General features: G+C 42.6%; 15 protein-coding genes. 6 read left to right on the top strand and 9 right to left on the bottom strand.

What is annotated here, in order from left to right:
* Positions 1 to 25: 25 nt before the first annotated feature.
* Entirely contained in the window at positions 26 to 1,264 is a 1,239-nt protein-coding gene (locus C0J08_RS05775; RefSeq protein ID WP_212655154.1) for a saccharopine dehydrogenase family protein, read from the top strand.
* A gap of 117 nt (positions 1,265 to 1,381) precedes the next feature.
* Here C0J08_RS05775 and C0J08_RS05770 read toward each other — a convergent pair whose 3' ends face one another.
* From C0J08_RS05770 to C0J08_RS05755, 4 genes are all read right to left on the bottom strand, one after another.
* Complete coding sequence (locus C0J08_RS05770; RefSeq protein ID WP_212655153.1) at positions 1,382 to 2,755, bottom strand: short-chain fatty acid transporter; 1,374 nt, start codon at positions 2,753 to 2,755, stop codon at positions 1,382 to 1,384.
* A 129-nt stretch (positions 2,756 to 2,884) separates the two neighbouring features.
* Entirely contained in the window at positions 2,885 to 4,060 is a 1,176-nt protein-coding gene (locus C0J08_RS05765) for an acetyl-CoA C-acetyltransferase (protein ID WP_212655152.1), read from the bottom strand.
* A gap of 21 nt (positions 4,061 to 4,081) precedes the next feature.
* Entirely contained in the window at positions 4,082 to 4,741 is a 660-nt protein-coding gene (locus C0J08_RS05760; RefSeq protein WP_212655151.1) for a CoA transferase subunit B, read from the bottom strand.
* A gap of 13 nt (positions 4,742 to 4,754) precedes the next feature.
* Entirely contained in the window at positions 4,755 to 5,459 is a 705-nt protein-coding gene (locus C0J08_RS05755) for a CoA transferase subunit A (RefSeq protein ID WP_212655150.1), read from the bottom strand.
* 163 nt (positions 5,460 to 5,622) lie between these two features.
* On the opposite strand from C0J08_RS05755, the gene C0J08_RS05750 reads away from it, so the two are divergent.
* Positions 5,623 to 6,504, top strand: a complete 882-nt coding sequence (locus tag C0J08_RS05750; RefSeq protein WP_212655149.1) for a LysR family transcriptional regulator — start codon at positions 5,623 to 5,625, stop codon at positions 6,502 to 6,504.
* Positions 6,505 to 6,516: 12 nt separating this feature from the next.
* Here C0J08_RS05750 and C0J08_RS05745 read toward each other — a convergent pair whose 3' ends face one another.
* Positions 6,517 to 7,428 carry a LysR family transcriptional regulator gene (locus C0J08_RS05745; RefSeq protein WP_212655148.1) on the bottom strand — a complete coding sequence of 304 codons (912 nt, stop codon included), beginning with the start codon at positions 7,426 to 7,428 and terminating at the stop codon, positions 6,517 to 6,519.
* A gap of 418 nt (positions 7,429 to 7,846) precedes the next feature.
* On the opposite strand from C0J08_RS05745, the gene C0J08_RS05740 reads away from it, so the two are divergent.
* Both C0J08_RS05740 and fdhA read left to right on the top strand, forming a co-directional pair.
* The gene (locus tag C0J08_RS05740) at positions 7,847 to 9,142 is read left to right on the top strand and encodes a hypothetical protein (RefSeq protein ID WP_212655147.1); all 1,296 of its coding nucleotides are present in this window, start codon (positions 7,847 to 7,849) and stop codon (positions 9,140 to 9,142) included.
* Between the two features lie 367 nt (positions 9,143 to 9,509).
* Positions 9,510 to 10,703 (top strand): formaldehyde dehydrogenase, glutathione-independent, encoded by a 1,194-nt coding sequence (gene fdhA / locus C0J08_RS05735; protein ID WP_212655146.1) that lies wholly within the window; start codon positions 9,510 to 9,512, stop codon positions 10,701 to 10,703.
* A gap of 85 nt (positions 10,704 to 10,788) precedes the next feature.
* Here fdhA and C0J08_RS05730 read toward each other — a convergent pair whose 3' ends face one another.
* Positions 10,789 to 12,315: an NAD(P)H-hydrate dehydratase gene (locus C0J08_RS05730; protein ID WP_212655145.1), complete on the bottom strand. Its 1,527-nt coding sequence runs from the start codon at positions 12,313 to 12,315 to the stop codon at positions 10,789 to 10,791.
* A 472-nt stretch (positions 12,316 to 12,787) separates the two neighbouring features.
* Here C0J08_RS05730 and C0J08_RS05725 point away from each other — a divergent pair, with 472 nt between their 5' ends.
* Both C0J08_RS05725 and C0J08_RS05720 read left to right on the top strand, forming a co-directional pair.
* The gene (locus tag C0J08_RS05725; protein ID WP_212655144.1) at positions 12,788 to 13,783 is read left to right on the top strand and encodes a porin; all 996 of its coding nucleotides are present in this window, start codon (positions 12,788 to 12,790) and stop codon (positions 13,781 to 13,783) included.
* Between the two features lie 206 nt (positions 13,784 to 13,989).
* Positions 13,990 to 14,769: an IclR family transcriptional regulator domain-containing protein gene (locus C0J08_RS05720; RefSeq protein WP_212655143.1), complete on the top strand. Its 780-nt coding sequence runs from the start codon at positions 13,990 to 13,992 to the stop codon at positions 14,767 to 14,769.
* A gap of 46 nt (positions 14,770 to 14,815) precedes the next feature.
* On the opposite strand, the gene C0J08_RS05715 is transcribed toward C0J08_RS05720, so the two are convergent.
* From C0J08_RS05715 to C0J08_RS05705, 3 genes are all read right to left on the bottom strand, one after another.
* Positions 14,816 to 16,129 (bottom strand): sulfatase-like hydrolase/transferase, encoded by a 1,314-nt coding sequence (locus C0J08_RS05715; RefSeq protein ID WP_212655142.1) that lies wholly within the window; start codon positions 16,127 to 16,129, stop codon positions 14,816 to 14,818.
* The gene (locus C0J08_RS05710) at positions 16,129 to 18,072 is read right to left on the bottom strand and encodes a TRAP transporter permease (RefSeq protein WP_212655141.1); all 1,944 of its coding nucleotides are present in this window, start codon (positions 18,070 to 18,072) and stop codon (positions 16,129 to 16,131) included. The genes C0J08_RS05715 and C0J08_RS05710 overlap by 1 nt, the downstream gene beginning before the upstream one ends.
* Positions 18,073 to 18,146: 74 nt before the next feature.
* A complete protein-coding gene (locus C0J08_RS05705) occupies positions 18,147 to 19,154 on the bottom strand; it encodes a TAXI family TRAP transporter solute-binding subunit (RefSeq protein WP_212655140.1) in 1,008 nt (335 codons plus the stop codon).
* Between the last annotated feature and the right edge of the window lie 53 nt (positions 19,155 to 19,207).

Below are 19,207 nucleotides of genomic sequence, written 5' to 3'. Positions count from 1 at the left end.
TTACTACTTTGGAGAAAGCACTACCATGAAAAAAAATGTACTCATTATTGGTGGCGGAGGCGTGGCACGTGTAGTGGCACATAAATGCGCCCAACACAATGACACACTGGGCAATATCGCAATTGCTTCACGCAGCGTTTCGAAATGCGACGATATTGTATCCAGTGTCCTCGACAAAGGCAGCATGAAGGTAGAGGGCCGCATTCAAGCATTCGCTCTTGACGCTCTTGACGTGCCAGCAACGGTTAAATTGATTCAAGAAACCGAATCTCAAATCGTGATTAACGTAGGTTCTGCTTTTATTAATATGTCTGTGCTTGAAGCATGTATGGAGACTGGTGCCGCCTATCTAGACACCGCGATCCATGAAGACCCAGCAAAAATCTGCGAAACCCCACCATGGTATGCAAACTACGAGTGGAAGCGTCGCGACGCTTGTAAAGAAAAAGGCATTACGGCCATTCTAGGTGTGGGCTTTGATCCTGGTGTAGTTAACGCCTACGCAGCACTGGCTTACAACGAATACTTTGACAGCGTAAGTGATATCGACATCATTGATATCAATGCGGGTAGCCATGGCAAATATTTTGCGACCAATTTTGACCCAGAGATTAACTTCCGTGAATTTACCGGACGTGTTTACTCTTGGCAGAATCGCGCATGGCAAGAAAACAAAATGTTTGAAATTAGCCGTACAGACGATTTACCCGTTGTCGGCAAGCAAACAGCTTACATGACAGGCCACGATGAAGTGCACTCCATTTCACAAAACCTAGATGTGCCAAACGTACGCTTTTGGATGGGCTTTGGTGAACATTACATCAATGTCTTCACGGTACTGAAAAGCCTAGGACTTCTGTCTGAACAACCTGTTAAAACAGCGGAAGGATTAGAAGTAGTGCCACTTAAAGTGGTTAAAGCCGTATTACCTGATCCATCCTCTCTTGCTCCAGAATACACAGGCAAGACCTGTATCGGTGATGTGGTCAAAGGCTTGAAAGACGGCAAAGAAAAAGAAGTGTTTATCTACAACGTTGCAGACCATAAAGATGCTTATAACGAAGTGGGTAGCCAAGGTATTTCTTACACGGCTGGCGTTCCACCTGTTGCCGCTGCCATCCTAGTCGCTAATGGCACTTGGGATGCAAAAGAAATGCGTAACGTTGAGCAACTTGATCCAAAACCTTTCTTGGGCTTGCTAAACGAAATGGGCTTACCGACACGTATTAAAGACGAAGACGGCGACCGTCCTTTTACTCTTTAATCGCTGAACAATAGTCACTGCAAATAAATGCCCCCAGTCATTGGTTAGTCCAACGGCTGGGGGCATTTCAAATCCACCCTAGTTTTTTTGTAAACTCTTTTCTCAAGTAAATCCCAATCAGAAAATCAAGAAACCTAAAGAAATAATGACCCCAGATCCAATCAAAGCCATTAAGCAATAACCCATCACATCTTTCGCGCCTAGCCCTGCAATAGCCAGCGCGGGTAACGCCCAAAATGGCTGAATCATGTTGGTCCAAGCATCGCCCCAAGCAATCGCCATTGCCGTTTTAGCCGCATCCACACCCAATGCCGCGCCAGCAGGCATCATAATGGGCGCTTGTACTGCCCATTGGCCACCTCCCGAAGGGACAAAGAAATTGACGATGCCAGCACTCAAAAAAGTAAGTAGCGGAAACGTCGTCTCATTCGAAATAGAAACAAACGCTTGCGAAATCAGACCGGCTAATGAGGCACCTGAATCACCTGTTGCGGTCATCATCCCCATAATCCCTGCGTAGAATGGGAATTGCAGTAGAATACCAGAACAATTACGTGCGCCTTGAGAGACTGCACTTAACAAGCTTTTTGGCGTTCCATGTAATAAAACCGCAGCAAACAAAAAAGTAAAATTGACAATATTTAGGTTTAGCGCAAAGCCATTCGTCACAAAATAATAGATCACAAAAGCGAAGCCCATGATCCCCAGCAATGTCGATAAAACTCGGCTATTTTCTAGGCGCTCTGCTGGCGTCATATCTGTTTTATTTAGCGTCTCAGACGTTTGTTCTTTCAGCAACTCAGCATCAATGGTAACCGTGTCCTGCGGTGTAGGATGCATCAAACAATTCAACAATGGAATCGTGATAAACATCACCGCTAAGATGACTAAGTTCATCGTAGAAAAAATAGTCTCAGATGTCGGAATGGCAGCGGTTACCGCGCCATTAGTGACTTTTTCTATATTCGCTCCACCAGCGATTGAAAGAGGAATAGATCCCGACAAACCGCCATGCCAAAACAAAAAACCACTGTAAGCAGAAGCGATCAATAAGCGATAATCTACGCCCTTAACACGGGCGGCAATTTCTTTGGCGAAAATCGCTCCCACCACCAAACCAAATCCCCAGTTCACCCAGCAGGCCATGGCACTGATCACAGTGACCAAAATAATCGCCTGCCCAGGAGTGGAAGCGACGCCCGCCAGCATGGCCAATTTGCGCTTAAACGCGGGGGCACTTGCCATGGCATGTCCGGTTACCACTACCATGGCCATCTGCATAGAGAAACTCAGTAAGTTCCAAAAACTGCCAGCCCAAGCATTTACTACCTCCATTGGCCCCTGCCCAGTACTCGGCATGACCAATAAAAATACAACAAATGTTAAGACAATCGCGAAGATGAAAGGGTCTGGAAGGAAGCGCTGTAGTAAGGTGACAAAAAATTGGCTGACTTTTTGTAAGCCAGTTTGTCTTTGTTCAAGCGTATTCATTTACTTATCCTTTTTTTTATATTTTTTATTGGACGAAAAAGCAAAAACATAAAGAGGAACTCACTAAGAGCCCCCCTTTGTGCCTCACTTTATGACGTTAATTAATTGGACTGATCTGAACGGAATGGACTATCGAGAAACCAACATAGCAACACCCATACCGCCACCGATACATAAAGTGGCTAGGCCTTTTTTGGCATCTTGGCGTTGCATTTCATGGAGCAAGGTAACCAGAATTCGGCATCCTGATGCGCCAATAGGATGACCCAATGCCACAGCGCCACCATTCACATTGACCTTAGAGGCATCTAAACCAAGCTCTTTATTCACGCACAATGCCTGAACAGAAAACGCTTCGTTTGCTTCTACTAAGTCCAAATCTGTTACTTGCCAATGGGCTTTTTTGAGCACCTTTTGGGTCGCCGCAATTGGACCGGTTCCCATTATTTCTGGATCAACACCCGCACCGCTGGCCGCTTCAATGACAGCAAGAATTGGCAAGCCCAAGCGCTGCGCTTCTTCCTCAGATGTCACTATCACCATGGCCGCCCCATCGTTCAAGGTGGAAGCATTACCCGCCGTCACCGAGCCTTCTTTGGCAAAGGCTGGACGCAATTTGGCGAGAGAATCGGCGGTTGTATCGGGACGAATTTGTTCATCCGCCTCAACCATGACAGGGTCGCCTTTGCGTTGCGGTATTGAGACAGGCAGAATTTCCTCCACAAATCGCCCTGATGTTTGCGCTTTGGCGGCTTTTTGCTGGGAGTTGGCAGCAAAAGCATCTTGTTCTTGACGACTAATCTCCCAGCGATTGGCAATATTTTCGGCGGTTTGCCCCATGTGATAATCGTTAAAAACATCCCATAAACCATCGGTTACCATGGAATCCAACAACGCCCAATTGCCCATTTTTTTGCCTGAACGACTGTTTGGTAAAACATGCGCCGCTTGGCTCATACTTTCTTGTCCACCTGCCACAACCATCTTGGCATCACCATTCAATACCGCTTGTGCGGCGAGCTGTACAGCTTTTAAACCAGACCCACAGACTTTGTTAATCGTCAGAGCTGAAACGTGTTTTGGCAACCCTGCATGAATGGCCGTTTGACGCGCTGGATTCTGCCCGCAGCCAGCCGTCAGCACTTGGCCCAAAATCACTTCATCAATCTGTTCTTTCAAAATTGGCTGCTTAACTAACATGCCAGACAACAACTGAGTGCCTATTTGCACGGCACTCAATGAAGATAACGCGCCATTAAACGCACCAATTGGCGTTCTTGCTGCTGCAACGATGACCGCTTTCATAAGAAGCTCCTTTCATTTTTATTAGGCAAAAACCATTTCCGGTACATGATCAGGCACGATCAATTTACCTTGTGTTTTTTCAATAATTTCTTCAACGGACACCCCTGGTGCTCTTTCTTTCAAGATAAATGCACCCGCTTCGATTTCAAGCCAAGCTAAATCCGTGAGTACTTTTTTGATACAAGCTTTGCCAGTAAGTGGCAAGGAACAATGAGAAAGAAGTTTTGATTCGCCATTTTTAGAAGCGTGTGTCATGGTGACTATTATATTTTCTGCCCCTGCCACCAAATCCATCGCACCGCCCATGCCCTTAACCAACTTATTAGGGATCATCCAAGAGGCAATATTGCCATTTACATCCACTTCAAAGGCGCCCAAAACGGTTAGATCCACATGGCCGCCACGGATCATGGCAAAGGATTCAGCCGAAGAAAAAGTAGACGCACCTTTCACTGTGGTCACAGTCTGTTTGCCTGCGTTAATCATGTCCGCATCAATCGTCTCTTCTGTTGGAAACTCTCCCATACCAAGCAAGCCGTTCTCTGATTGCAGCATAACCTCCATGTGTTTTGGTACATAGTTAGCCACTAAAGTAGGAATACCAATACCTAGGTTCACGTAAAAGCCGTCTTGTAATTCTTGAGCAACGCGTTGTGCCATTTGTTCTCTAGTAAGTGACATAAGAAACCTCTTTTTATTCTGTTGGCTTAAGGGTGCGTTTTTCGATGCGCTTTTCAAAAGTGCCTAGCACCACGCGGTCCACATAAATACCGGGCGTGTGAATCTGCGCCGGATCAAGCTCACCAACCTCAACGATTTCTTCTACTTCTACAACGGTAATTTTGCCTGCGGTCGCGGCTAAGGGATTAAAATTCTGGGCGGTATGACGATAAATTACATTGCCATAACGATCGGCCTTCCAGCCTTTTACTATGGCAAAATCGCCAACAATGGCTTCTTCTAAAAGGTACTCACGGCCATGAAACTCTTTGGTTTCTTTACCTTCAGCCACTGGCGTTCCCACACCAGTAGCGGTGTAAAAAGCCGGAATACCCGCGCCGCCAGCGCGCATTTTTTCCGCTAGCGTGCCTTGTGGAGTAAGTTCTACTTCTAATTCGCCATTCAACAGCTGTTTTTCAAATAAAGCATTTTCGCCCACATAAGACGACACCATTTTGCGAACTTGCTTATCTTCCAACAAGATTCCCAAACCAAAACCATCCACTCCACAGTTATTGGAGACAACCGTTAAGTCTTTTGTACCTTTGCGTTTGATCTCAGCAATTAGGTTCTCTGGAATACCACACAAACCAAAACCGCCTGCGAGCACCGTCATATTATCTTCTAGCCCCATCATGGCGTCTTCGTATGAAGCAACGACTTTGTCAAAACCGGCCATTTTATTCTCCTGTTTTATTATTCTTAATGCCCCCCAGTTTGACCCAAGCCTATAAATTAATTAAATTTGTTTTTTCTTTTTATTAATAAGTTTTTCAAATGTAAATTTAACCATGAGAATAATGTGAAGAGACCTGTTCACAATGTAACGAGTAAAGGTATCTATGAATATTAAACAGGTAAAAGCTTTCCTCGCCGTTGCTCAGTCCATGAGCTTTGCCAGCGCGGCAACACAACTTCACTTATCCCAACCGGCATTAAGTCTATCGATCAAAAGTTTAGAGGATAATTTAGGAGGGAAGTTACTCACTCGAACCACACGCCATATTGCCTTAACACCGGAAGGCGAAGCGCTTGTTCCCATTGCCAGACGATTATTAGCTCAATGGGAAAACGCAGAAGACGAAATGAAGCAGCGCTTCGCCCTACAACTCGGCAAAATCACCATTGCAGCCATGCCCTCTTTTGCCGCGTCTTTACTGCCAAAAGCCATACGTAATTACCACGAATCTTACCCAAATATTCAGGTCGCCATCGACGATGTGCTCTCCGACGTGGTAGTAGAAATGGTGCGTAACAATCAAGTGGAACTGGGGATTTCCTTCGAACCAAGCAACCTTGTGGATTTATCTTTTCACCCACTTTATGAAGACAGATTCATTGCTATTCTGCCGCAAGGCCACCCACTGGAATCACTAGACGCCATTAGTTGGCAGGCACTTTTGCAATACGATTTTATTACCTTACAACGCCCTTCCAGTGTTCGAACTATGATTGAAAACACTCTCAGCAAGGCTGGAATCGAGCTCAATGTCGCCTTTGATGCCCATCAACTGGCTACAGTAGGACGCATGGTCAGCGAAGGTATGGGGGTTGCGGTTGTTCCTGCACTTTGTCGACAACAAGCCATCGAACAAGGCGCGATTTGCCGCCCAGTTATGGAACCTGAAATAATCCGGCGAGTGGGCGTAATCTGCCAACCTAGGTCCAATCTTTCCATTGCTGCGGCCGCCATGTTGGATGTGTTAATCAATACGTATGCTTAAAAAAACTAACAATTACTTTGCCAACCTAGTAACAGCTTCAAGCATCAGTTTTCTCAACCAAATAATCCCTAAGTCTACATTTTGGTACTTATGCCATTGCATACTCTCATTAAGCAAGGGCAATGAAACCGGTGAAGGGAAGAGTTTCAGAGGCAAGCCTTGTGCAATAGCTTTATCAATCAAGCGTTTCTGCAATGTCGCGATTAAATTACTGCCAATAATTAAACTAGGAATACAAGAAAAACTAAAAGTACGAACCTCAACACGACGGTACACGCCCTGCAAATCATAGGAGTGGGTTTCGAAAGACGGGTTCGAATTAGGTGGTTGCATGCATATATGACCCGCCGAGGTAAAAACGTCCATCGTCATATCACCTTTCGCTAAATCGCTTTGGTCCCAAACAACACATGCAAACTCATCAGTCAGTAAATGTTCACTGAAGTGAAAATCAGAGCAAAAAATTTCTGGAAGAATCAATAGGTCGGCTCCGCCTCTATCCAACTCTTTCTTAGGATCACTGACCTGAGGTAGAAAGTTTAATTTTACTGTACAGCCTTGCTCTTGTGTCATCTCAATCACATGAGGAATAAGCGTGTGCAACATATAATCTGATACACAAATACGAAATTCACGATCTGATTTAGTGGGATCAAAACCTGGCTTAAGCATTAGAGACGCATCTATTTTCACCAAAATATCCCGTATAGGCTGCTCCAGTTGCTCTGCAAGCGGACTCAATATCATTGATCGACCAACTTGAACCAACAGATCATCATTAAAATAGCGACGTAAACGAGATAAAGAACTACTCATTGCCGATTGACTAAGATGTAACTCTTCAGCCGCTAGGCTCACATTCTGATGACGAATCAACGCATCTAAGGCCACTAATAAGTTCAGGTCTAATTTTCGAAAATGCATTATTTTTATTCTCTTTTCTAATTTTTTAACAGGCTAACAATGCAAGAAGCGCATTGTTTATACCATCACTCTACCTACTTGTTAACACAATAATGGAATCGATACCATAGATACCTCATAGTGATATTATCCATTTAAAATATATTGTTTTTTTATCTAACATGACTCCAATCAAGTTTCAAAACTTGATTTTTTATTAAAAAAAGTAGCAAAAAAGAAAATAAAAATAATACTTTGGAGTCAATATGCCAGCCATTTCAATCAGTGCAATTTATTTAATAAATCTGAATAAAACCCTACCAATAACCCCCTCAGCATCACTAGTAATAAATCATTAAATACGAGTACATTTTTTAACAGCCCAATACTTTATGCACCCAAAATAAAACTCAAATATAAAAATAAAAAGAGATAAAAAATGAAAAAAACAGCTATTGCACTTTGTATCTTATCGCCCATTACTTATGTAAACGCAGGAGCCATTGATTTTTTAAAAGAGAGTAATCATACATTTGGCCTTGAAAACTTTTATGATAATGTCCAAAGTGGCCGATATGATAAAACAGGAAATTCAGATATATTAAACTGGGTACAATCTGCTTCTTATAACTTTGATTCTGTATATGTTGATGATCATTATGGTTTTAACCTAGGCTTACTCGCCGTTGAACCACTTGATTATGGTGAGGTTTTTTTTGCTAAAAGTATTGCTCAAGTAGATGTGGATAAAAATGGTAAAAGAAGTGCACAAGGCTTTAACAAAGTTTCTGAGGCCTTTTTAAAACAAAAGTTCACAACGAATGACAATTTGAATATTAACTTGTATGAAGGTCTTCGTGTTCTAAACAAGTTCGGAGCTTTATCACGGGAAGGAAGCGTGACTTCCAGTGCCTATTATGGCATTACAACAGAAGTCAATTCGGAGAAATGGGGTATCAAAGCAGGCTATTTAACCGAGTACTCTTCACCAAACGACTCTGATACAAAGGAGTTACTCACCAAGGATAATAAAGAAATCGATTTCATTTACACAGTTGCAGTCGATTACAAAAATGACGGTCAATCTTTCAAATATTATATTGGCGAAGGACAAGACTACTTAAGAAGTCAGTCCATTGGCTACAGTAAAAAACTAACCGCTAAGAAAGTATCCGCCAATCTAATTTACGTGAATTCATTATCCAAATATAAAGCCCAGTCAGATAGAAACCGCTTGTTCGACAACGATGCTTATATTGCAGAAGTCAAAACAGACTTCTTTTTATCTTCAGGCATATTCTCCTTAGGATATGCTTATGTCTCAGCAAAAAGAGACAGTAGCTTAGGTCGTTTTGAAAACCACCTTTCAAATAACTCACAAGGTGATGATAGCAGCCTAGCAAAAGGTTTATCTAAAGATTTCTATAATGATCAAGAAAACGTTTTATTAATGAGTTATTTCCACAGATACAGTCAAGAAATTAGATTTGGTGCAATAGCTCGTTATGGTTTTAATTTCGAATATGAAGGACAAGATTTATACGAATATGAGTTAGGTGGGGCTATCTTCTATACTCCAAAATCAGTACCAGGGCTTCAATTAAGTCTTAAAGGAGGCCCTAACTCATCTTACCGACGAGCTAGAGGTAGTAACACACCTTATTTAGATAGTAATGGAAAAACTAACAACTTTGATGGTACAACCGTTATGGCCAAAGTGAGTTATAACTTCTAATTTTTCCATCACTCAACCGACACGAAAAAGTGCTCTATTGCCAATGCTATAGGGCATTCATTTACCTTTAAAAATAAGCTCCTTGTCATCTTGCTTAATCTAAGTCACGCCATAAATAGATAAAAAAGCAATTAAATAATATTAAAAATACAACCCTTATAGCGATACTCAATGAATAGTTAAAAATAGGTCATTTTATAGCAACCATTAAAAAAATGGACGAAATAAGGAAGTATGAAAATTCGTTACGTTTAGGTCGTTTTTAGCATGTTTTTATGTCGTATAAAGGCCTATTCTTTTTTCAGCTGATGACAAAATAATCAGTCATGTTCAAATAAAAATAAACAACAGCAAAAAGGATATTGTTATGAGCAACCATGCAAACCGCGGTGTTATATATCAAGGTAATGGCACTGTAAAAGTTGACACGATTCCCTTTCCAGAACTTTCTCTTGGCAAGCGCCGATGTGATCATGGCGTTATCCTTAAAGTTGTTACTACCAACATCTGTGGTAGCGATCAGCACATGGTACGTGGTAGAACAACGGCACCAAGCGGCTTGGTTTTAGGCCATGAAATTACAGGCGAAGTTATCGAGTGCGGCCGCGACGTTGAATTCATCAAAGTTGGTGATTTAGTGTCTGTGCCTTTTAACATTGCTTGTGGTCGCTGTCGCAACTGTAAAGAAGGTAAAACAGGTATTTGTTTGAATGTTAACCCTGCCCGTCCAGGCGCAGCATACGGCTACGTTGACATGGGCGGTTGGGTCGGCGGACAAGCCGACTACGTAATGGTTCCATACGCTGACTTCAACCTATTGAAATTCCCTGACAAGGATCAAGCGCTAGAAAAAATTCAAAGTCTAACCTTGCTGTCTGACATTCTTCCTACGGGTTACCATGGCTGTGTTACAGCAGGCGTTGGTCCAGGCTCCACCGTTTACATCGCTGGCGCAGGCCCTGTTGGTCTGGCTGCAGCAGCATCAGCTCACCTACTTGGTGCGGCTTGTGTCATTGTCGGTGATATGGTGGAAGATCGTCTTAATCAAGCTCGGTCTTTCGGTTGTGAAACCATCGATCTAAAACAAGAAGGTGATATTCAAGATAAAATCGAAGCTATTCTTGGAGACCGTGAAGTTGATGCTTTTGTGGATTGTGTGGGCTTTGAGGCACATGCTTGTGGCTGTAACCACCATCAGGAATCTCCTGCAGTAGTATTAAACTCAGCGATGCAAATGACACGCGCGGGCGGACAAATCGGTATTCCTGGCTTGTACGTTACAGAGGATCCAGGCGCCATTGACAGTGCCGCTCAACAAGGTAGCTTGAGTATGCGCTTTGGTTTAGGTTGGGCAAAATCGCATTCACTTCATACTGGTCAATGCCCTGTCATGAAATACCACAGACAATTAATGCAAGCGATCTTGTTCGATAAGATCGATATTGCGAAAGCGGTTAACGTGCAAATGATTTCGCTAGACCAAGCGCCACAAGGTTATGCCGACTTTGACGGCGGTGCTGCGAAGAAATTTGTTATCGATCCTCATAAAATGGTCAGCTAAACGGGCTTCCCATTTAAAAATCTAGAGTTGAACTGGCCTTGTCCTGCTAACCCTAATTAGTAGAACAAGGCTTTTTTTTATGGCGTCAACGGGATAAATACTGGGCTTTAAATCGAGATAACACTTTTGGCAGATGCTCAGGCAAATCTTCGGCAATCAAACCTATACCCACTTCATTACCAACTTGCCCATGCAACCAAACTGCGGCCGCAGCTCCATCAAATGGCGACATTCCCTGAGCCAACAATCCTGCAATAAACCCAGCCAATACATCGCCAGAACCACCTGTTGCCAAATTCGCAGGTGCGTTTGAATTGATAATCGCTCGTCCATCAGGTGCCGCAATAACCGTATCCGCCCCTTTTAAAACAACCACTGCACCACTTTGCTGCGCCGCAAGTCGAGCACGCGTTAATTTATCATTAGGATGTTGTTGATTGATTTCAGGAAATAGTCGCGCAAACTCCCCTTCGTGAGGAGTCATCACACAAGGACAATTTATGGCATCAAAGAGTATTTGCGGATCATTAGCGAAAGCGCTGAGCGCATCCGCATCGAGGACGACCGCACGATCAGCCTTAAGAGCAGTCATCACCATCTTACGTGTGCGTATGCTTTCAAACCCCGCCAGCCCCGCTCCAGGGCCAACCACAATGGTGTTATGACGAGTGTCTAATAACAACTCTTCAAAATCCTCCGCTTCTTGTGTTTGCTCTAGCTTCGCCACCATGATGCTAGTTAATGCACTAGCGTACACAGGCCATGCTTTGATAGGTGCTGCAAGCGTCACTAACCCTGAACCGATCCGAAGCGCACTGCGCGCGCTCAAACGACTTGCTCCAGTGATACTTTCGCCACCGTAAATCAAGGTATGACCACGATGAAACTTATGTCCATCCAGACGCGGCCAAGGATAATCTCGATACCAAAGCTCTGGGCTATTTTCCCATGCTTGAATATTTAGCGCTTCTAACACAGTAACGGGAATGCCAATATCGGCAACAACCAGTTCACCACATAAAGCACGGCCTGGAAGCAGTAAATACCCCGGCTTTTTGTGGAAAAATGTCACGGTTAATTCAGCAGGAGCAACAGCACCTAGCGCCGCCCCTGTTGTGCCATCCACGCCACTGGGTACGTCCACCGCGCAAATAGGTATCTCACGCTCAATCATGGCATCGACTATGTCGCGGGCTTTGCCTTCTAAAGGACGAGTCAACCCTGCGCCAAACATAGCATCGATGACCAAATCAGTTTGCTCTAATAAACCGACAGAATACTCTTCAACGTCACCTTGCCAAGCATGATAAAAGTGCTTAGCTTCCAAAGATAACGCCTCCTCAGAGCCAAGAAATGCCAAACGAACAGGCCAACCTACCGAGCGTAAAATTTGAGCAATGACAAAACCATCCCCGCCATTATTACCGGGGCCACAAAGCACTAATACAGAGCATTTAGACCAACGCTCAATAACAGCATCCGCTACCGCTTTGCCCGCTGCGGCCATTAAATCTAACGCTGGCACGCCAGCCGCTACCGCCGCTTTATCTGCCATGCCCATTTCATTTGCTGTGAGAAGTATTTGAATACCTTGTCTATCGATGCCCGCCATTACCTTCTACCTTATTAAGCTTAGAAACTTTAGTATCAAATAATTTTAGCAGATATCAGCCCCTTAAAATCTACCTGTATCTTTTTATATTTAATACTTTTATATATTGAATAATATCAGAAGAAAAACCTATACCAAAAAAACGTATAGTTTTCATCAAAACAATAAAAAATTAAAATTAAGACTCGGTTTTTTGAAAAATTAATATTTAACCATAAAAAACAATTCCCTTAAAAATAATCATAAAACTCAGCCCTCATCTCATCTCATCTCATCTCATCTCATCTCATCTCATCTCATCTCACAATATTTTTAACTTCGACATTTATATAGGATTAACTTATCAACTCAAAAAATGATAAAAATATTTTTTAAATATAGCATTTCACTAGGTGAAACAGGCTATTTCAGAAAAAAACATTCTTGTTAGCATTAAATCCCCTGTAAAAATAATTATTAAAAAGGCTTTACCATGATGAAAAAAATAAAATTATCAATGGCTATTTCTATACCATGCATACTAAGTCAACTTGCTTTGGCAGAAAATACTTCAGAAACAACCATAAGTAAGCCAAATTTTACTTTATTCACCAGTCTAGGTGTGCTTAATATTGAAGATAAAGACTTTGACCCTGAAGCGTTTGAAACAGAGCTCGGTGTAAAAGGCAATATAAAATCCAATGATTTCAAGATGATTTACAATGTCAAAGTGGATTTGTCTGATGCTATTAATAGCAGAGATACTGGTGGCCCCGATGGTGAAGCAGATATTCATGTTAAAGAGACAAACATGATTTTCCCTACTTCATACGGTACCTTCATATTGGCACCAAGAGCAGTAAGTGGGCAATATAGAGACTTATACTCTAATGTAGATTATTTCGAATACAATGAAGCCCACTCAGGAAATGCAACTCCATCTGGAAATACTTTATTTGCTCAAGCATCCGAAGGAAGCGATGTCATAGCTTGGGCATCTCCGAAGTTTTATGGAATTAAGTTTGTTGCCGCAACGTTATCTGTCAAAGAAGATAATCACAACGATCTTGATGTAAAATCATTCCGTGCTATTTACAATCAAGGTGGATTGAATTTTGGCGTAGGTCACGTTATTGCAAGCAAAACATTAACCGGAGCAACAAAAGACTACAAACGTTCAGCAATAACGGCCGGTTATAAATTTGACAAAATCGACCTAGGCACTACTTATGAAATCAATACGGATACATTTGGTACTGCAGGTGACTACAAGACTCTAGGTCTAGCTGCTCGTTACTACATAGATGACTCTTATTCAGTTGCTGCTGCATACTACCAAAAAGACTCTGATATTGATTCAAAAGACAACAAAGGAAGGGTTTTTCAGGTCAAGAAGCAAATTGGCAAAAGCGTTTCTCTTTGGGCGGAAGTGGCTAATTATGACATAACACCTGACAATGTAGCGCTAGGTATTAACTTAAGCTATTAACCTTCTAATACTTTCAATTTTATAAAAACGCTCAAGTGTTAATCCCCTTTTTACTTGGGCGCTTTTATATCAAAAAATGTTACAACATCCTTTTTTTTGAATACACATTCCTCTCCCTAAAATATTATCATTGAACATAAGAACACCTCCTCAAACCTTATAAAAATAAAATTGCATAGAACAATATGCTTTTGAAGGTTAATACCATGGTAAAATCAATTGATTCTGTCACTAGGGCAATGCAGGTATTAGAGATTCTAAAGAAAACGCCTCAATCACTTACTCTTTCCGAGCTTCAACACTACACAAGTATAAACAAAGCGACATTGTTGAGAATTTTAAAAACATTAATGATGAACGGTTGGGTAATAAGATCACTTAATGAAAGTAGGTATAGCGTATCTTCTTCGGTTTTAGAGAATATTCGACCTAAGTCTCTAGAAGCACGTTTAGCTGAGGCCGCAAACCCAACATTAGAAAAACTTTATTATAAATTAAACTGGCCCTCTGATATTACTGTAAGAGATGGGGACAGAATGAAGTTAATTGAAACAACACGTGATAGAAATTCTTTTCTCACAGTAAAACTTTCTCAATGCCGACCTGAATTCTTATATTCAGGTGTTGGCCGTTGTTATTTATCATTTTGTGAAGATTGGGAAAGAGAAGAAATAATAAAAAAACTCAAAAACTTAAAAACGAAAGAGGGTAAACTTGCTCAAGATACTGAATGGATAAACCAACTAGTTATTCAAACTAGGCTACTAGGTTATGGTGTTCGACAATCATCTTATTACAATCATAGAAATAATAGTGGCATGCTTATAGAAGCTATTGCAGTACCCATTAAAAAGCATAATAAAAAATTGATCGGATGCCTTTCTTTAGCTTGGTCATCAGATAGTTTAAAAAAAGCAGAAATAGAGAATAAAATACTATTTCAACTTAAAGAAGCGGCAGAAGAAATATCAAATCGAATGCCATAATTAAAAAATAAAACCAGCTCCAGTTAAGGAACTGGTTTTCCTAGAACTACCTTTGTGGCATATCTGCCACACTGTAACCAAGACTCACCACGGCATCTTCTGGTATGGCTGGTATGGTCGCATTCCAGTCGAGCCATTGCTGTCTCATGCTGGCAAGCTTCTCTGGGTGGCGTTTTGCCAAATTCGCTCGTTCACGAGCATCGTCAGTCACGTTAAACAGGTACTCATGCTCATCCACTTTAAGATATTTCCAATCATCGATACGCAAAGCACGCTGACTACGATGCTTCATACGCCAATACAAAGGTCGCTCGAATCGCTCCGTTTCACCTTTTAATACTGGCATTAAGGACACACCATCCACGGGGTAATTGGGGTCAAATTGACCATTGCCCGCTTCAAGCAAGGTGCGCGACCAATCCATTGTCATACAATGCTGCATACTAACGCTGCCTTTTTCGACGACACCAGGCCAACGCACCACCCAAGGCACACGAATACCGCCTTCGGTTAAGTCCATCTTGCCCCCTACCAAAGGCCAGTTGTCAGAAAAACGCTCACCACCATTGTCGCTAGTAAAGACGATTAACGTGTCATCCGCAATACCATGTTTTTCTAGGGTTTCCATAATACGTCCAATCCCTTCATCCATATGGTGGATCATTTTTCTATAAGTATGGATGTTGCCGCCTTCTAGGTGAAATAAGGTTGAAAGATTATCCGCCAAATGCGCATCATCTCGGGTTTCCCATGGCCAATGAGGCGCCGTGTAGTGAATACTCAAGAAGAATGGCTGTTCGGGACTTTCTTCCACCCTGCGATTGATAAAATCAAGAGAATGCTCTGAAATAAGATCTGTCAGATAGCCTATTTCTTTATGCTCTTCTTCGTTAATCCATAAGTCATGATCACCATGACCACTTTTATGTGAAAAATAATCAACACCGCCCGCCATAATGCCAAAGAATTCATCGTAGCCTGAAGAACGTGGGCCAAAATGGGGTGGATAGCCAAGATGCCATTTACCCATTAACCCCGTGTAGTAACCCGCTTTTTTAAGCTGAGATGGCAAAGTAGGAATATGCGGAGGTAGTCCCAGAGTAGAACTGCCTATGCTTTTACTATTTATAGGCTCTTCCAACGCACCGCGCAGGCGATACTGATAAGCCATAGTCATTAAAGCAAAACGGGTCGGCGAGCAAACTGGAGAATTGGCATACCCTTCTAAAAAGATCATGCCCTCCTCTGCCAATTTATCTATATTGGGTGATACCTTACCAAACTGAGCTTCACGCCCGCCGTAGCAACCTAAATCTGCGTAGCCAAGATCATCAGCGACAATGTATATAATATTCGTCATTATTTTGCTCCCTTAAAACGCTGAGATATTTTTAAATCGTGTCTTAAATGCCAACCCCATAAAAAGATGGCTAATGAAATGCCAACCTGATCCCATATAAGACCCGGAGCAAACAAAAGAATCGCCGCAACCAACCGTGCCGCCACTTCGTAAAAGCGTAATTTATGGGCATGAAAACCAGATAACGCTGTCGCCATCAAAAGAATTCCAACCGCTAATTTGACTAATAGCCACAACCAGGGAATGAGCTCAAAGTTAACGCCAGAGTCCGCAACCGTGAGTAACAAAGGGTTAAAAGCAAAGGTGAATGGAATGACAAAAATCATGATGCCGACTTTAGACGCCTGAACAGAAGTTCCAATTGGCCCCCCTTTCGCAATGCTGGCTGCCGCGAAAGCGGCGATAGCAACGGGAGGCGTAATGGCCGAGCCAACAGCGATAAAGAAGACAAACATATGCGCTGTAAGTGGTGCCAGCCCAAGCTGCTCCATGGCTGGAATAGCGATGGTTGCCACTGTGACGTAGGCTGGCAGTGTTGGCATCCCCATGCCCAATACGATGCAACAAAGGGCGGCAACCAGTAATGAAACCAACAAAGAATTTGATACGATACTAGACAGCAACACACTAAACTTGACCGGAACTCCCGTGGCTGACAAAGCGGAAATAACAATACTCACGGCCGCAATCGCCATCAGCAAACCAGCAAAGGTTCTACCGCCGACAGACAGACTGTTTAACAACTTAACTGGCTTAGCTCTAATATCAGGATTGATAAGACTCAGCGGGAACAAGCAAGCCAATGCGGCAATGGAAGCGCCTGATGGCGAGAGTCCATATAAGAGCAAGGCCACAATGATAATAAGGGGGATAAAAATCAGTAAAAGATTTAAATAATCTTGTTTGTTTGGCTTATCTACCCCTTCAAACTCATCATCAGCTTTGATATTTAAACGACGAGATTCAAACACAATCATAGCGAATAGACTGGCGTAATACGCAATGGACGGCACTAATACGGCAATAATGACCGTCATGTAATTTACACCGACAAAGTCCGCCATCACCAACGCTGCCGCGCCCATAATGGGTGGCATGATTTGCCCACCGGTAGAAGCAGAAGCTTCAACGGCTCCAGCGAAATTGGCAGAAAAACCGCGACGCTTGATCATGGGAATAGTGATCACCCCGGTTCCTACCACGTTACCTACTGCGCTACCAGAAACCGTTCCAAACAAGGCAGAAGACAACACCGCCGCATGAGCTGGACCACCCGCTGTTTTTCTCATCCAATGAAAAGCAATACGGATCATCGAGTCGCCCGCACCAACGCCTTCCAATAATGCACCAAGAATGATGAAGGGAAATACCGTTGTAATAACGATTGCAAAAGTACTGCCTAAAATACCAGAATCTAAACTGTATAAGAGATTTTGCGCCAGTGTCTCATTCACATCATGACTAACGGTTTGTAGGGGACCAGGCCAATACTGACCTGTTGCCATATACAAAATACCAATTACCCCAAGTAGAGCAACGGGAATCCCCCAAATTCGCCAACAGAAAAACAGAGCACCAGCTGACGCTAAAACCGCCACCCACATCTCGCTAGAGCCAAACAAAAACATCCCATCATCTAGCGCAGCACTCACTTGATAAAAAGACCAGCAACACCACAACATGCCGAACATGAATGCCGTACTGATAGCCGCTACCAATATATTGGTTTTTCCAAGCAGGTAGCTTTCCATCATCGAAAAAGCAATGGTGACAATACACAAGGCAAAAAAAGTGGCTCTAAAAAACACCAGAGGAAATGGCCCTATACGAAAATCACCAATAGCAGGCATCACATTCGCAAGGCCATATAAACATATCATTAAACTCAATATGACAATGACAGACGAAACTAATCTGAGTAAAAGACGAGAAGAAAAAAGCATAAAAAGCTCCCTTAAGCAAAGAGCATTGCTCTTTGCTTAATGAATAATTACATAAGAAGATTAGTAAACCGTTGTTAAGACTGTGGAGGCAACAACTCTTCAGGAATAGTGATTCCAGCTTCTCGATAATACTTTACCGCTCCCGGATGAAGAGGAGCATTAACACCAACAAAATAATCCGTTGTTAGGAGATCATTAAAAAGGGGATTTGAATTAGCCAAATCCAAACGGTGCTCAACAAACTGTTTTGTTAAGGTATAGGCAATATCATCAGACAGGTCTTTTTTAACGGCCACCATCATGATAGTTTGCCAAGTTAAAACTGATTGAGTGTTTACCTGACCTGGGTAAGTATTCGCTGGTATTTCTGCTGGCTGCATACCTAGCCCTTTAGGTGGCACCATTTTGTCTCCGGGAATACCGAGCAGGCGTATATCATGGGAGAGACTAAGTTCAGCTAAAGACTGAGACCCCAAACTAAAAGTTCCGACAAACACGTCAAACTGTCCATCTTGATAACTTTGCGCAGCCGCTCCCCAAGGCGCTTTAATGGCTTCATATTCACCTTCAGCAAGCCCACCTGCCGCAGCAAGACTCATAATTTGCGAGTTAGCGGCACCTGCTGGCGGTCCAATAAAAACTCGCTTGCCTTTTGCATCAGGCCAAGTATTAATACCCGAATCAGCTCGAGTAATGGCATGATAATAACTACCTGGTAAAGTAAATAATCCTCGTACATTCTTAGACAAAGCCTTCGCTTTATCTGCCATCCTTGCATATGGTCCTACCCCTTTTTCCATCGCAGAAAAAGCCAAAGGTGGAATGACAGCCGAGTCCAAACTCCCCTGTCCAATCTTTAAAAGAGATTTAGTTAATGTCTGATTCAGAGATAATTGAATATCAACACCTTGTTTAGACCAATAAGGCGCCATGGCTTGAGGTAGCATACCCAGAAGGCTATTTGGCGTAGCTGATTCCATGCCAATTTGCTCAGCATGAGTGAATGAAGCCATAAATGAGCTAGCGAATACGACACTAACAGCACACAATCCATTTTTTAGAAGTTTTCTAGGGTTATACATTTTGTTCTCCGGCTCGATGTTATTTTTTTTGTCTAGCTATCTCATCAATTTAC

The sequence above is a fragment of the Marinomonas sp. CT5 genome (assembly GCF_018336975.1).
Classification (GTDB): domain Bacteria; phylum Pseudomonadota; class Gammaproteobacteria; order Pseudomonadales; family Marinomonadaceae; genus Marinomonas.
The sequence above is the reverse complement of the archived record's forward strand: the minus strand, read 5'-3'. Positions and strand labels throughout refer to the sequence as shown.

Coding starts and splice junctions, on each gene's coding strand:
- C0J08_RS05755 (WP_212655150.1), bottom strand. CDS start 5,459: ATGGCCGGTTTTGACAAAGTCGTTGCTTCATACGAAGACGCCATGATG.
- fdhA (WP_212655146.1), top strand. CDS start 9,510: ATGAGCAACCATGCAAACCGCGGTGTTATATATCAAGGTAATGGCACT.
- C0J08_RS05715 (WP_212655142.1), bottom strand. CDS start 16,129: ATGACGAATATTATATACATTGTCGCTGATGATCTTGGCTACGCAGAT.
- C0J08_RS05765 (WP_212655152.1), bottom strand. CDS start 4,060: ATGAAAGCGGTCATCGTTGCAGCAGCAAGAACGCCAATTGGTGCGTTT.
- C0J08_RS05730 (WP_212655145.1), bottom strand. CDS start 12,315: ATGGCGGGCATCGATAGACAAGGTATTCAAATACTTCTCACAGCAAAT.
- C0J08_RS05705 (WP_212655140.1), bottom strand. CDS start 19,154: ATGTATAACCCTAGAAAACTTCTAAAAAATGGATTGTGTGCTGTTAGT.
- C0J08_RS05750 (WP_212655149.1), top strand. CDS start 5,623: ATGAATATTAAACAGGTAAAAGCTTTCCTCGCCGTTGCTCAGTCCATG.
- C0J08_RS05710 (WP_212655141.1), bottom strand. CDS start 18,072: ATGCTTTTTTCTTCTCGTCTTTTACTCAGATTAGTTTCGTCTGTCATT.
- C0J08_RS05745 (WP_212655148.1), bottom strand. CDS start 7,428: ATGCATTTTCGAAAATTAGACCTGAACTTATTAGTGGCCTTAGATGCG.
- C0J08_RS05775 (WP_212655154.1), top strand. CDS start 26: ATGAAAAAAAATGTACTCATTATTGGTGGCGGAGGCGTGGCACGTGTA.
- C0J08_RS05740 (WP_212655147.1), top strand. CDS start 7,847: ATGAAAAAAACAGCTATTGCACTTTGTATCTTATCGCCCATTACTTAT.
- C0J08_RS05760 (WP_212655151.1), bottom strand. CDS start 4,741: ATGTCACTTACTAGAGAACAAATGGCACAACGCGTTGCTCAAGAATTA.
- C0J08_RS05720 (WP_212655143.1), top strand. CDS start 13,990: ATGGTAAAATCAATTGATTCTGTCACTAGGGCAATGCAGGTATTAGAG.
- C0J08_RS05725 (WP_212655144.1), top strand. CDS start 12,788: ATGATGAAAAAAATAAAATTATCAATGGCTATTTCTATACCATGCATA.
- C0J08_RS05770 (WP_212655153.1), bottom strand. CDS start 2,755: ATGAATACGCTTGAACAAAGACAAACTGGCTTACAAAAAGTCAGCCAA.